This is a genomic window from Micromonospora yongxingensis, assembly GCF_052601155.1.
Window position 1 is genome coordinate 519131 of sequence record NZ_JBQXEO010000001.1, and the last position, 14114, is coordinate 533244.

Below are 14114 nucleotides of genomic sequence, written 5' to 3' on the forward strand. Positions count from 1 at the left end.
GCCACGACGTGGGTAATGACAGCGGCGGCACCATCGGCCGCAGCAACCCGAGCGGCCCAGCGGGAACGTTGCGTTCCGAGCGGCCCGGCAGACCCCGGTTTTCGGGGGCCGAGGCGCGTTCCGCAAACGACCTGCGGGGTGGGCTGGACAGCGGTTAGCCTCTCGGCTACACTGCTAGTTTGCGCTGCCTTCCGACTTGACCCCTGCTCGGAAATGTCCGTTTACGGATATTTCTGGTGGGGTCATTGGAGTGCACGCGTACCAGCCGTTCTGCAGCACCGGTCCTCGGAAGGACGCATCTTGGCAGCTTCCCGCCCTGCGAAGACCAGTCGTACGTCGAGCGCATTCGCTCCCCGCCGAGTTTCATTCGGCAGGATCACCGAACACCTCGAGGTCCCCAACCTCCTCGCCATTCAGAACGAGTCCTTCGACTGGCTCGTCGGCAACGAGGCTTGGCAGGGCCGGTCGGCGGACGACCCGCACGCACGCTCGGGTCTCGCGGAGATCCTTGAAGAGATCAGTCCCATTGAGGACTTCTCCGGCACCATGTCGCTCTCCTTCTCGGCGCCGCGCTTCGACGAGGTCAAGGCCTCGATCGAGGAGTGCAAGGAGAAGGACCTGACCTACTGCGCTCCGCTCTTCGTGACCGCGGAGTTCACCAACAACACCACTGGCGAGATCAAGAGCCAGACGGTGTTCATGGGTGACTTCCCGATGATGACGCCCAAGGGCACCTTCGTCATCAACGGCACCGAGCGCGTCGTGGTCAGCCAGCTCGTCCGGTCCCCGGGCGTGTACTTCGACAAGCAGCCGGACAAGACCTCCGACCGCGACCTCTCCAGCGTCAAGGTCATCCCGAGCCGGGGTGCCTGGCTGGAGTTCGACATCGACAAGCGCGACACGGTCGGCGTACGCATCGACCGCAAGCGCCGGCAGGCCGTCACCGTCCTGCTCAAGGCCGTCGGATGGTCGGCCGAGCGGATCCGTGAGCGGTTCGGTTGGTCCGAGCTGATGATGACCACGCTCGAGAAGGACCACATCGCCGGCCAGGACGAGGCCCTGCTCGATATCTACCGCAAGCTCCGCCCTGGCGAGCCGCCGACGCGCGAGAACGCCCAGACCCTGCTCGACAACCTCTTCTTCAACCCGAAGAGGTACGACGTCGCCAAGGTCGGGCGCTACAAGTTCAACAAGAAGCTCGAAGTCGACGTGCCGATCACCACCGGCACGCTGACCGAGGACGACATCGTCGCCACCGTGGAGTACCTCTGCCGGCTGCACGCCGGTGAGGAGGGCTACGAGGCCGACGACATCGACCACTTCGGCAACCGGCGCCTGCGCACCGTGGGCGAGCTGATCCAGAACCAGGTTCGGGTCGGCCTGTCCCGGATGGAGCGGGTCGTCCGCGAGCGGATGACCACGCAGGACGTCGAGGCGATCACCCCGCAGACCCTGATCAACATCCGCCCGGTGGTGGCGGCGATCAAGGAGTTCTTCGGGACGTCGCAGCTGTCCCAGTTCATGGACCAGACCAACCCGCTGGCGGGCCTGACCCACCGGCGCCGGCTGAGCGCGCTCGGCCCGGGTGGTCTGTCCCGGGAGCGGGCCGGCTTCGAGGTCCGCGACGTGCACCCGTCCCACTACGGCCGGATGTGCCCGATCGAGACGCCGGAAGGCCCGAACATCGGCCTCATCGGCGCGCTGTCCACCTTCGCCCGGGTCAACCCGTTCGGCTTCATCGAGACGCCGTACCGGAAGGTCATCGAGGGTCGGGTCACCGACCAGATCGACTACCTGACCGCGGACGAGGAGGACCGGTTCGTCAAGGCCCAGGCCAACGCGCCGCTGCGGGCCGACGGCACCTTCGCCGAGGAGCGGGTCCTGTGTCGTCGTAAGGGCGGCGAGACCGAGGACGTCGTCCCCGGTGCCGTCGACTACATGGACGTGTCGCCGCGGCAGATGACCTCGGTCGCGACCGCCATGATCCCGTTCCTCGAGCACGACGACGCCAACCGGGCACTGATGGGCGCGAACATGCAGCGCCAGGCGGTGCCGCTGGTCAAGGCCGAGGCGCCGCTGGTGGGTACGGGCATGGAGTACCGGGCCGCGGTCGACGCTGGCGACGTGGTGGTCGCCGAGGTCGGCGGTGTGATCGAGGATCTCTGCGCCGACTACGTCACCATCCACCAGGACGACGGCCACCGCCGGACGTACCTGCTGCACAAGTTCCGCCGCTCCAACGCCGGCTCCTGCGTCAACCAGAAGCCGGTCGTCTTCGAGGGCGACCGCGTCGAGGCCGGTCAGGTCATCGCCGACGGTCCCTGCACCGACGAGGGCGAGATGGCGCTCGGGCGCAACCTGCTCGTGGCGTTCATGTGCTGGGAGGGCCACAACTACGAGGACGCGATCATCCTGTCGCAGCGCCTCGTGCAGCAGGACGTGCTCACCTCGATCCACATCGAGGAGCACGAGGTCGACGCCCGGGACACCAAGCTCGGCCCGGAGGAGATCACCCGCGACATCCCGAACGTCAGCGAGGAAATGCTCGCCGACCTCGACGAGCGCGGGATCATCCGGATCGGTGCCGAGGTCGTCCCCGGCGACATCCTGGTCGGCAAGGTCACGCCGAAGGGCGAGACCGAGCTGACCCCGGAGGAGCGGCTGCTTCGCGCGATCTTCGGTGAGAAGGCGCGTGAGGTCCGGGACACCTCGCTGAAGGTGCCGCACGGCGAGACCGGCACGGTCATCGGTGTGCGTACCTTCTCCCGCGAGGACGGCGACGAGCTGCCCCCGGGCGTCAACGAGCTGGTCCGGGTGTACGTCGCCCAGAAGCGGAAGATCCAGGACGGCGACAAGCTCGCCGGCCGGCACGGTAACAAGGGCGTCATCTCCAAGATCCTGCCGATCGAGGACATGCCGTTCCTTGAGGACGGCACGCCCGTCGACATCGTGCTCAACCCGCTGGGTGTGCCGAGCCGGATGAACATCGGCCAGGTGCTGGAGACCCACCTCGGGTGGGTGGCCAAGACCGGTTGGAAGGTCGAGGGCGACGACGCGTCCTGGAAGAAGCAGCTGCGTTCGATCGACGCGCACGAGTCCGAGGGGGACACGAACGTGGCCACCCCGGTCTTCGACGGCGCCCGCGAGGAGGAGATCGCTGGTCTGCTCTCGTCGACCCTGCCCAACCGGGACGGCAACCAGCTGATCGGCGCCAGCGGCAAGGCGCAGCTGTTCGACGGTCGCTCCGGCGAGCCGCTGCCGGACCCGATCGCGGTCGGCTACATCTACATCCTGAAGCTCAACCACCTGGTCGACGACAAGATCCACGCACGGTCGACCGGCCCGTACTCGATGATCACGCAGCAGCCGCTGGGTGGTAAGGCGCAGTTCGGTGGTCAGCGCTTCGGTGAGATGGAGTGCTGGGCGATGCAGGCGTACGGCGCCGCGTACGCCCTGCAGGAGCTGCTCACGATCAAGTCCGACGACGTGCTCGGCCGCGTGAAGGTCTACGAGGCCATCGTCAAGGGCGAGAACATCCCGGAGCCGGGCATCCCGGAGTCGTTCAAGGTGCTGCTCAAGGAGCTGCAGTCGCTGTGCCTCAACGTTGAGGTGCTGTCCAGCGACGGCGTGGCCCTGGAGATGCGCGAGACCGACGACGAGGTGTTCCGGGCCGCCGAGGAGCTGGGCATCGACCTGTCCCGGCGCGAGCCGAGCTCGGTCGAAGAGGTCTGAGGTGAGCGGTCGGGGGCCGGCTTGCCGGCCCCCGACCTCGCCCGAGAATTAGCAGTACAGACGACGACATAGGGGACATAGTGCTCGACGTCAACTTCTTCGACGAGCTGCGCATTGGTCTCGCCACCGCCGACGACATCCGTCAGTGGTCGCACGGCGAGGTCAAGAAGCCTGAGACGATCAACTACCGCACCCTGAAGCCGGAGAAGGACGGGCTCTTCTGCGAGAAGATCTTCGGTCCGCAGCGGGACTGGGAGTGCTACTGCGGTAAGTACAAGCGGGTCCGGTTCAAGGGCATCATCTGCGAGCGCTGCGGCGTCGAGGTGACTCGCTCCAAGGTCCGTCGTGAGCGGATGGGTCACATCGAGCTGGCCGCTCCGGTGACCCACATCTGGTACTTCAAGGGCGTGCCGAGCCGGCTGGGTTACCTGCTGGACCTCGCCCCCAAGGACCTCGAAAAGATCATCTACTTCGCCTCGTACGTCGTGACGAGCGTGGACGCGGAGTCGCGTCACCGTGACCTCTCGACGATCGAGAACGAGATCCTGGCCGAGAAGCGGCAGTCCGAGAACAGCCGCGACTCGGAGATCGAGAAGCGGGCCGCCAAGCTCGAGGCCGACCTGGCCGAGCTGGAGGCCGAGGGTGCCAAGGCGGACGTCCGGCGCAAGGTCAAGGAGGGCGGAGAGCGCGAGATGCGCCAGATCCGCGACCGGGCCCAGCGCGAGATCGACCGCCTGGACGAGGTGCTGGACACCTTCCGCAAGCTGGAGCCGAAGCAGCTGGTCACCGACGAGCTGCTCTACCGCGAGCTGCGCGACCGGTTCGGTGAGTACTTCACCGGTTCCATGGGCGCCGAGGCGATCAAGGCGCTGGTCCAGAACATGGACCTCGACGCCGAGGCCGAGAGCCTGCGGGAGACCATCCGGTCCGGCAAGGGCCAGCGGAAGATCCGGGCGCTCAAGCGGCTCAAGGTCGTGGCGGCGTTCCTGAACACCCGCAACTCGCCGCTCGGCATGGTGCTGGACTGCGTCCCGGTCATCCCGCCGGACCTGCGCCCGATGGTGCAGCTCGACGGTGGCCGCTTCGCGACCTCGGACCTGAACGACCTGTACCGCCGCGTGATCAACCGGAACAACCGCCTCAAGCGACTGATCGACCTCGGCGCGCCCGAGATCATCGTCAACAACGAGAAGCGGATGCTCCAGGAGGCCGTCGACGCGCTGTTCGACAACGGCCGCCGTGGCCGGCCGGTCACCGGTCCGGGTAACCGTCCGCTCAAGTCGCTGTCCGACATGCTCAAGGGCAAGCAGGGCCGGTTCCGGCAGAACCTGCTCGGCAAGCGCGTCGACTACTCCGGCCGTTCGGTCATCGTGGTCGGCCCGAAGCTGAAGCTGCACCAGTGTGGTCTGCCCAAGCAGATGGCGCTGGAGCTGTTCAAGCCCTTCGTGATGAAGCGGCTGGTCGACCTCAACCACGCGCAGAACATCAAGTCCGCCAAGCGGATGGTCGAGCGTCAGCGCCCGGTCGTGTGGGACGTGCTGGAAGAGGTCATCGGCGAGCACCCGGTGCTGCTCAACCGGGCGCCGACCCTGCACCGCCTGGGCATCCAGGCCTTCGAGCCGCAGCTGGTCGAGGGCAAGGCGATCCAGATCCACCCGCTCGTCTGCACGGCGTTCAACGCCGACTTCGACGGTGACCAGATGGCGGTGCACGTGCCGCTGTCCGCCGAGGCCCAGGCCGAGGCGCGGATCCTGATGCTGTCGTCGAACAACATCCTCAAGCCGGCCGACGGCAAGCCGGTCACCATGCCCACCCAGGACATGGTCATCGGCCTCTACCACCTCACCCACTTCACCCCTGGTGAGAAGGGCGAGGGCCGGGCGTTCAGCTCGGACGCCGAGGCGCGGATGGCGTTCGACAACGGCGAGCTGCACCTGCAGGCGCCGGTGCGGATCCGGCTGCGTGGCGTGGTCGGTGTCGACAACGGCGCCGGTGCCGAGCCGTGGACCGCTCCGGAGGGCTGGGTCGAGGGTGACCCGCTGACCGTGGACACGACCCTGGGTCGGGTGCTGTTCAACGAGACGCTGCCGCAGGGCTACCGCTTCGTGAACTACGAGATCCGCAAGGGTCAGCTCTCGGCGATCGTCAACGACCTCGCCGAGCGCTTCCCCAAGGTGGCGCTGGCCGCCACCCTGGACGGGCTCAAGGAGGCCGGTTTCCACTGGGCGACCTGGTCGGGCGTCACCATCGGCATGGAGGACGTCATCGCTCCTCCGCGCAAGGCGGAGATCCTGGCCAAGTACGAGAAGGAAGCCGACCGGATCGACAAGCAGTACCAGCGTGGTCTGATGACCGCCGAGGAGCGTCGCGGCGAGCTCATCGAGATCTGGACCAAGGCGACCAACGAGGTCGCCAAGGAGATGGACACCGCGCTTCCGCAGGAGAACCCACTGTGGAAGATGATCAACTCGGGTGCCCGCGGTAACCTGCTGCAGCTCCGGCAGATCGCGGCGATCCGTGGTCTGGTGGCCAACCCGAAGGGCGAGATCATCCCGCGGCCGATCAAGGCCAGCTACCGGGAGGGTCTGTCCGTGCTGGAGTACTTCATCTCCACGCACGGTGCCCGTAAGGGTCTCGCCGACACCGCGCTGCGGACCGCCGACTCGGGTTACCTGACCCGTCGTCTGGTGGACGTCTCGCAGGACGTGATCATCCGCGAGGAGGACTGCGGCACCGACCGGGCGATCCCGATGCAGATCGGCGAGCGCCTGGAGGGCGGCAAGCTGGTCGTGCACGAGCACGCCGAGACCAGCGTGCACGCCCGTACCCTGGCCGACGACATCAAGGGGCCGGACGGCACCGTGGTCGCCGAGCGGGGTCAGGACATCAACTCCATCGGGGTCGACAAGATCGTCGCCGCCGGTGTGGAGACGGTCCGGGTGCGCAGCGTGCTCACCTGCGAGTCGAAGCTGGGTGTCTGCGGTGCCTGCTACGGGCGTTCGCTGCCGACCGGCAAGACCGTGGACGTCGGCGAGGCGGTCGGCATCATCGCCGCCCAGTCGATCGGTGAGCCGGGTACGCAGCTGACGATGCGTACCTTCCACACCGGTGGTGTCGCGGGTGAGGACATCACCCAGGGTCTGCCGCGTGTCCAGGAAATCTTCGAGGCCCGGGTCCCGAAGGGTAAGGCGCCCATCGCCGACACCCCGGGTCGGATCCGGATCGAGGACGGCGAGCGCTCGCGGAAGATCATCGTGGTTCCGGACGACGGCAGCGAGGAGATCGTCTACGACAAGATCTCCAAGCGGGTCCGGCTGCGGACCCACGACGGCGGTCACGTCGAGGTCGGCGAGAAGCTCACCGAGGGCACCATCGACCCGCACGAGCTGCTGCGGATCCTCGGCCCGCGCGCGGTCCAGGTCCACCTGACTCAGGAGGTCCAGGAGGTCTACCGCTCGCAGGGTGTGCTCATCCACGACAAGCACATCGAGATCATCATCCGCCAGATGCTCAAGCGGGTGACGGTCATCGACTCCGGCTCGACCGAGTTCCTGCCGGGTGTGCTGGTCGACCGGGCGCTGTTCGAGTCGGAGAACCGCCGGCTCGTCTCGGAGGGCGGCGAGCCCGCCGCCGGCCGTCCGGTGCTGATGGGTATCACCAAGGCCTCGCTGGCCACCGACTCCTGGCTCTCGGCGGCCTCCTTCCAGGAGACCACCCGGGTGCTGACCGACGCTGCGATCAACTCGCGCAGCGACTCGCTGGTCGGCCTCAAGGAGAACGTGATCATCGGAAAGCTCATCCCGGCCGGTACCGGTATCAGCAAGTACCGCAACGTCCGGGTGGAGCCGACCGAGGAGGCCAAGGCCAAGGTCTACTCCATGACCGGTTACCCGGAGACCGACTACGGGTTCGGGCCGGCCAGCGGGCAGGCCGTGCCGCTGGACGACTTCGACTTCGGGTCGTACCGCTAAGCACCAACCGCACGACGAGGCCCCCGGCACCGCCGGGGGCCTCGTCGCGTCCGGACCGGCCCACCCGGGGGCCGGGTTCGGCATGATGGAGGCATGACGACCGCACCCGGGCAGGTGTCCGTGGCGCAGCAGGCCCTGCGTCACCCGCTGGATCCCGACCCCGCCCGCGCCACGAAGGCGCGGGCGGTCTTCGCGCTGGGACTGCTCGGCCTGCTGACCGGCCTGTTCATCGGGGGAGTCGTGCCCGCCACCGTGGCGCTCCAGTTGGCCCGGCAGGCGCGCCGGGAGGCGTACGCCTCGGGGGGTTTCCTGACCGGTGGCGCCTGGCTGCGGCGGGGGGAGCGGATGGCCTGGGCCGGTCTGGTGCTGGTCGCGGTCAGCGTGGTGACCGTGGTGGTGATCGGCGTGGTCCGGCTTGCCGGCTCGCCGTTCGGCCACGACTACCCCTCGAACATGGACTGAGCCGCCCGCAGCCGCGCCCGGCGCGGACGGCGGCGTGCCCGGCGGTAGCCTGGCCGGTGTCCGCCGCGTGGCGGTGACGGCCCTGTCGACAGGAGGACCTCGTGACGGAACCGGCGCGGCCCCCGGACGAACCGGCCGGGCATCCTGACGCGCCGGACCCGGCCCCGGGGGCGTCCGAGCCGAGCGGCTGGGCACGGCCCGACCCGAGCACGCAGCCGGCGGCCCTCCCCGACCCGAGTGCGCAGCAGGCTTCCTCGCCCCAGTGGGGTGCCCCGGCCACGCCCGGCTGGGGCGCGCCACCGCCCTCCGCGCCACCGCCCGGTTGGGGCACACCACCACCTCCGGCACCGCAGTCCGGCTGGGGCGCGCCGCCACCTTCCGCGCCGCAGTCCGGTTGGGGCGGCGCCACCCCCTCCGGTCCCGGCCAGCCGTACCCGGTCTCCGGGGCGCCCACGCCGTCGCCGCACGGCTGGGGCCAGCCGTCATCCGGCCCGATGGGTGGGTACGGCGCACCGGCGGGCTGGGGACAGCCGCCGGCGGGTCACGCCCCCGCCTGGGGCCCGGCGCCGGTGCCGCCGCCCACCGACGATCAGCGGCGGCCGCCGAAGCGGGTGGATCAGGTGCCTGGCACGCCGTTCGGCGTGGTGTACCTGGACGTGCCACCGGTGACCTCCGGGCTGGCGGTCGGGGCGCTGGTGGCCGGGATCGCGTCGATCCTGGTCGCGCTGTTGGTGATCTGCTTCGGCGTGGCCTTCGCGACCAACGGCGGGGCCTGGGCGTCCGGGGCGTTCGCCGTGCTCGGCGTCCTGGCCGGGGTTGCGGCGGTCGTCGCCGGCCTGCTGGCCCGGCGGCAGATCCGCCGGCCGGCCCCACCACCCGCGGTCCTCTTCACCGGTCGGGGCCTGGCGGTGGCGGGGATCAGCTGCGGTGCGGCGGGAGCGCTGCTCAGCCTGCTGGGCCTGGGCCTCGCGCTGCTGATCTCCCTGGCGTGAGGCTGGTCACCTGTCGTGTCCGGCCGGGCCCGGGTCGACGCAGGTGGTGAGGCGGGCCGCGGTCGCCCTGCATGGGGGCGACGGGTGGTCCGGCGGGGAAGCCGGTACACTTGTGTTCGTAGGTGCCCATCGCGGGCGACGGGGCAGGACGAGATCCGGCTGGCGAGTGTGAGACTTCGCCAGGCCATTCCGTTTTGACCTGGGCGGCTGTGGTAGGTACTCTTTCCCCTTGTGCCCGGGCGTGCCCGGGCAACTCGTGCGTGCGCTGGATCCGGAGTCCGGACGGCGGCACGACAAGCCAGAGATCCGGGGCGGGGCGACCCGCGTGCCGGTGACAGAACCCGGTACGCCTGCGAAAGCGTTCGCACCGGGACCGTGAGCTGGGCGACACGCCCGACCGCGGGTGCCGGGACCTCCGCAAGGTGGCCCTGGTCGGAATGTAGGAGAGCCGGTCATCAGGCCGGCTAACGAGCAGACGGCGCGGCCGCAGGACTGCGGCCGAAGGGAGCGGAGAAACCCGGTGCCCACGATCCAGCAGCTGGTCCGAAAGGGCCGCCAGGCGAAGACGAGCAAGACCAAGACCCCGGCGCTGAAGGGTTCCCCTCAGCGGCGCGGCGTGTGCACCCGCGTGTACACCACCACCCCCAAGAAGCCGAACTCGGCGCTGCGCAAGGTCGCTCGTGTGAAGCTCAGCAGCCAGATCGAGGTGACGGCCTACATCCCGGGCGTCGGTCACAACCTGCAGGAGCACTCGATCGTGCTCGTTCGCGGCGGCCGGGTGAAGGACCTCCCCGGCGTGCGTTACAAGATCGTCCGCGGCTCGCTGGACACCCAGGGTGTCCGCAACCGCAAGCAGGCGCGCAGCCGTTACGGCGCGAAGAAGGAGAAGAGCTGACATGCCGCGTAAGGGACCCGCTCCGCGGCGGCCACTGGTCGCTGACCCGGTGTACAACTCGCCGCTGGTCACCCAGCTGGTGAACAAGATCCTGCTGCGCGGCAAGCGTCAGCTCGCCGAGACCATCGTGTACGCGGCCCTCGAGGGCTGCCGCGAGAAGTCCGGCACCGACCCGGTCGTCACCCTCAAGCGGGCGATGGACAACGTCAAGCCGACCCTCGAGGTGCGCAGCCGTCGTGTCGGTGGCGCCACCTACCAGGTTCCGGTCGAGGTTCGCCCCACCCGGGCGACCACGCTGGGCCTGCGTTGGCTGGTCACCTACTCCCGCGCCCGGCGTGAGAAGACCATGGTCGAGCGGCTGATGAACGAGCTGCTGGACGCGAGCAACGGCCTCGGTGCCGCCGTCAAGCGGCGCGAGGACACGCACAAGATGGCCGAGTCCAACAAGGCCTTCGCGCACTACCGCTGGTAACACCCTGGTTCCGGCGCCCTCCGGGGCGCCGGAACCGCAACCAGTTGAGTCGAGACGACGATAAGTAGGGATTGAAGTGGCCGCCGCAGACGCGCTCGCCAACGTACGCAACATCGGCATCATGGCGCACATCGATGCCGGTAAGACCACGACCACCGAGCGGATCCTGTTCTACACCGGCATCACGTACAAGATCGGTGAGGTCCACGAGGGCGCTGCCGTCATGGACTGGATGGAGCAGGAGCAGGAGCGTGGCATCACCATCACCTCCGCTGCTACCAAGTGTGAGTGGAAGGGCCACACGATCCAGATCATCGACACGCCCGGCCACGTCGACTTCACGGTCGAGGTCGAGCGGTCGCTGCGGGTACTGGACGGTGCGGTCGCGGTCTACGACGGTGTCGCCGGCGTGGAGCCGCAGACGGAGAACGTCTGGCGGCAGGCCGACAAGTACAACGTCCCGCGGATGTGCTTCGTCAACAAGCTCGACCGGACCGGCGCCGACTTCTTCCGCTGCGTGCAGATGATGATCGACCGGCTCAACGCCACCCCGCTGGTGCTCCAGATCCCGATCGGGCTCGAGGGCGACCACATCGGCGTCGTCGACCTGATCGGCATGCGCGCTCTCACCTGGCGTGGGGAGACCCAGAAGGGTGAGGACTACGCGATCGAGGAGATCCCGGCCGACCTGGCCGACTCCGCGGCCGAGTGGCGCGAGAAGCTGATGGAGACCCTGGCCGACGTCGACGACGCCGTGATGGAGAAGTACCTGGAAGGCGAGGAGGTCTCCCCCGAGGAGATCAAGGCCGCCATCCGGCGTGCCACCATCGCCGGCAAGGCCAACCCGGTGCTGTGCGGCTCGGCGTTCAAGAACAAGGGCGTCCAGCCGATGCTCGACGCCGTGGTCGACTTCCTGCCGTCGCCGCTGGACGTTCCGGCGATCGAGGGTACGGCCACCGACGGCGAGACCCCGCTGCTGCGCAAGCCGTCCAAGTCGGAGCCCTTCTCCGGCCTGGCCTTCAAGATCCAGACCGACAAGCACCTTGGCAAGCTCACCTACGTCCGGGTCTACTCCGGCGTGGTCGAGACCGGCACCCAGGTGGTCAACTCCACCAAGGACCGCAAGGAGCGCATCGGCAAGATCTACCAGATGCACGCCAACAAGCGGGAAGAGCGCAGCTCGGCCCAGGCTGGCGACATCATCGCGGTGCAGGGTCTCAAGCAGACCACCACCGGTGACACGCTGTCCGACCCGGCGAACCCGGTCATCCTGGAGTCGATGACCTTCCCGGAGCCGGTCATCGAGGTCGCCATCGAGCCGAAGACCAAGGCCGACCAGGAGAAGCTCAGCACCGCCATCCAGCGGCTGGCCGAGGAGGACCCGACCTTCCGCGTCAAGCTGGACGAGGAGACCGGTCAGACGGTCATCTCCGGCATGGGCGAGCTGCACCTGGACATCCTGGTCGACCGGATGCGCCGCGAGTTCAACGTCGAGGCCAACATCGGTAAGCCGCAGGTGGCGTACCGCGAGACCATCCGCCGCAAGGTGGACAAGGTCGAGTACACCCACAAGAAGCAGACCGGTGGTTCCGGCCAGTACGCGCGGGTCATCGTGAGCGTCGAGCCGCTGCCGCTGGACAACGACTCGCCGACCTACGAGTTCGCGAACGCCGTCAGCGGTGGCCGCATCCCCCGGGAGTTCATCCCGTCGGTGGACGCGGGTGCGCAGGACGCCATGCAGTACGGCATCCTCGCCGGCTTCCCGCTGGTCGGTGTGAAGCTGACCCTGCTGGACGGTCAGTACCACGAGGTCGACTCGTCGGAAATGGCATTCAAGATCGCCGGCTCGATGGTGATGAAGGACGCGGCCCGCAAGGCCGACCCGGCGTTGCTCGAGCCGATGATGGCCGTTGAGGTCACCACTCCTGAGGAGAACATGGGTGACGTCATCGGCGACCTCAACTCCCGCCGCGGCCTGATCCAGGCGATGGAGGAGCGCAGTGGCGCCCGCATCGTCAAGGCTCTGGTGCCGTTGTCGGAGATGTTCGGCTACGTCGGCGACCTGCGGTCGAAGACCCAGGGCCGGGCTAGCTACAGCATGCAGTTCGACTCCTACGCCGAGGTTCCGCAGAGCGTCGCGAAGGAGATCATCGCCAAGGCAACGGGCGAGTAACGTCCCTGAGCAGGTGATTCGTGGTTGGTCGCGGGCAGGTTCGCCCGCCCGCGGCCACCACGATCGGGTTGCGTGAGACCGGGCCTGTAGGCTTCATCGCCGCAGAACCCACAAAAGCTCTCCGGCCGTTCGGCCGGAAAGGCTGTCGACAGAGTCCTAAGCGCCGACCGGCGCGCCGGGCGTACGAACCAAGAAGTCCACAGGAGGACACCAGTGGCGAAGGCGAAGTTCGAGCGGACTAAGCCGCACGTCAACATCGGCACCATTGGTCACATCGACCACGGTAAGACGACGCTGACGGCGGCCATCACCAAGGTCCTGCACGACCAGTTCCCGGACCTGAACCCTTACACGCCGTTCGACGAGATCGACAAGGCGCCGGAGGAGAAGGCCCGCGGCATCACGATCTCGATCGCGCACGTCGAGTACCAGACCGAGGCGCGGCACTACGCGCACGTCGACTGCCCCGGCCACGCGGACTACATCAAGAACATGATCACCGGTGCCGCGCAGATGGACGGCGCGATCCTGGTGGTCGCGGCGACCGACGGCCCGATGCCGCAGACCCGCGAGCACGTGCTGCTGGCCCGTCAGGTTGGTGTGCCGTACATCGTCGTGGCGCTCAACAAGAGCGACATGGTCGACGACGAGGAGCTCCTGGAGCTCGTCGAGCTCGAGGTGCGCGAGCTGCTCTCCTCGCAGGAGTACCCGGGTGACGACCTGCCGGTCGTTCGGGTTTCGGCGCTGAAGGCCCTCGAGGGTGACCCCGAGTGGACCGGCAAGCTCCTGGACCTGATGACCGCGGTCGACACCGCGATCCCGCAGCCGGAGCGCGAGACCGAGAAGCCGTTCCTCATGCCGATCGAGGACGTCTTCACGATCACCGGTCGTGGCACCGTCGTCACCGGTCGCGCCGAGCGCGGCATCCTCAAGCCGAACGAGGAGGTGGAGATCGTCGGTATCCGCGAGAAGTCGCAGAAGACGGTCTGCACCGGTATCGAGATGTTCCGCAAGCTGCTCGACGAGGCCCGCGCGGGCGAGAACGTCGGTCTGCTGCTGCGTGGCATCAAGCGCGAGGACGTCGAGCGCGGCATGGTGGTCGTCAAGCCGGGCACCACGACCCCGCACACGGAGTTCGAGGCGACGGTCTACATCCTCTCCAAGGAGGAGGGCGGCCGGCACACCCCGTTCTTCCAGAACTACCGTCCGCAGTTCTACTTCCGGACCACGGACGTCACCGGTGTCGTCACCCTCCCCGAGGGCACCGAGATGGTCATGCCGGGTGACAACACCACCATGACGGTGAAGCTGATCCAGCCCATCGCCATGGAGGAGAACCTCAAGTTCGCGATCCGCGAGGGTGGCCGCACCGTCGGCGCCGGGTTCGTCACCAAGATCATCAAGTGAGCTAGGTAAC

At 68.1% G+C, this 14114-nt stretch carries 8 protein-coding genes; all 8 read left to right on the forward strand.

The window, feature by feature from the left end; all coding sequences use genetic code 11:
- Nucleotides 1-300: 300 nt before the first annotated feature.
- The 8 genes from rpoB (at nt 301) to tuf (ending at nt 14104) form a co-directional block, all read left to right on the forward strand.
- The gene (rpoB, locus tag ACTWLT_RS02510; RefSeq protein ID WP_252418863.1) at nt 301-3732 is read left to right on the forward strand and encodes a DNA-directed RNA polymerase subunit beta; all 3432 of its coding nucleotides are present in this window, start codon (nt 301-303) and stop codon (nt 3730-3732) included.
- An 80-nt stretch (nt 3733-3812) separates the two neighbouring features.
- Nucleotides 3813-7703 carry a DNA-directed RNA polymerase subunit beta' gene (locus ACTWLT_RS02515; protein WP_252418864.1) on the forward strand — a complete coding sequence of 1297 codons (3891 nt, stop codon included), beginning with the start codon at nt 3813-3815 and terminating at the stop codon, nt 7701-7703.
- Nucleotides 7704-7796: 93 nt separating this feature from the next.
- Nucleotides 7797-8165: a hypothetical protein gene (locus tag ACTWLT_RS02520; RefSeq protein WP_445316960.1), complete on the forward strand. Its 369-nt coding sequence runs from the start codon at nt 7797-7799 to the stop codon at nt 8163-8165.
- Nucleotides 8166-8776: 611 nt separating this feature from the next.
- Nucleotides 8777-9157: a hypothetical protein gene (locus ACTWLT_RS02525; protein WP_445317048.1), complete on the forward strand. Its 381-nt coding sequence runs from the start codon at nt 8777-8779 to the stop codon at nt 9155-9157.
- A gap of 520 nt (nt 9158-9677) precedes the next feature.
- Entirely contained in the window at nt 9678-10052 is a 375-nt protein-coding gene (gene rpsL, locus ACTWLT_RS02530; protein ID WP_014440718.1) for a 30S ribosomal protein S12, read from the forward strand.
- Between the two features lies 1 nt (nt 10053).
- A complete protein-coding gene (gene rpsG, locus ACTWLT_RS02535) occupies nt 10054-10524 on the forward strand; it encodes a 30S ribosomal protein S7 (RefSeq protein WP_030489583.1) in 471 nt (156 codons plus the stop codon).
- Nucleotides 10525-10600: 76 nt separating this feature from the next.
- Nucleotides 10601-12697, forward strand: a complete 2097-nt coding sequence (fusA, locus tag ACTWLT_RS02540; protein WP_308209584.1) for an elongation factor G — start codon at nt 10601-10603, stop codon at nt 12695-12697.
- A gap of 213 nt (nt 12698-12910) precedes the next feature.
- Entirely contained in the window at nt 12911-14104 is a 1194-nt protein-coding gene (gene tuf, locus ACTWLT_RS02545; protein ID WP_252418866.1) for an elongation factor Tu, read from the forward strand.
- Nucleotides 14105-14114 lie beyond the last annotated feature (10 nt).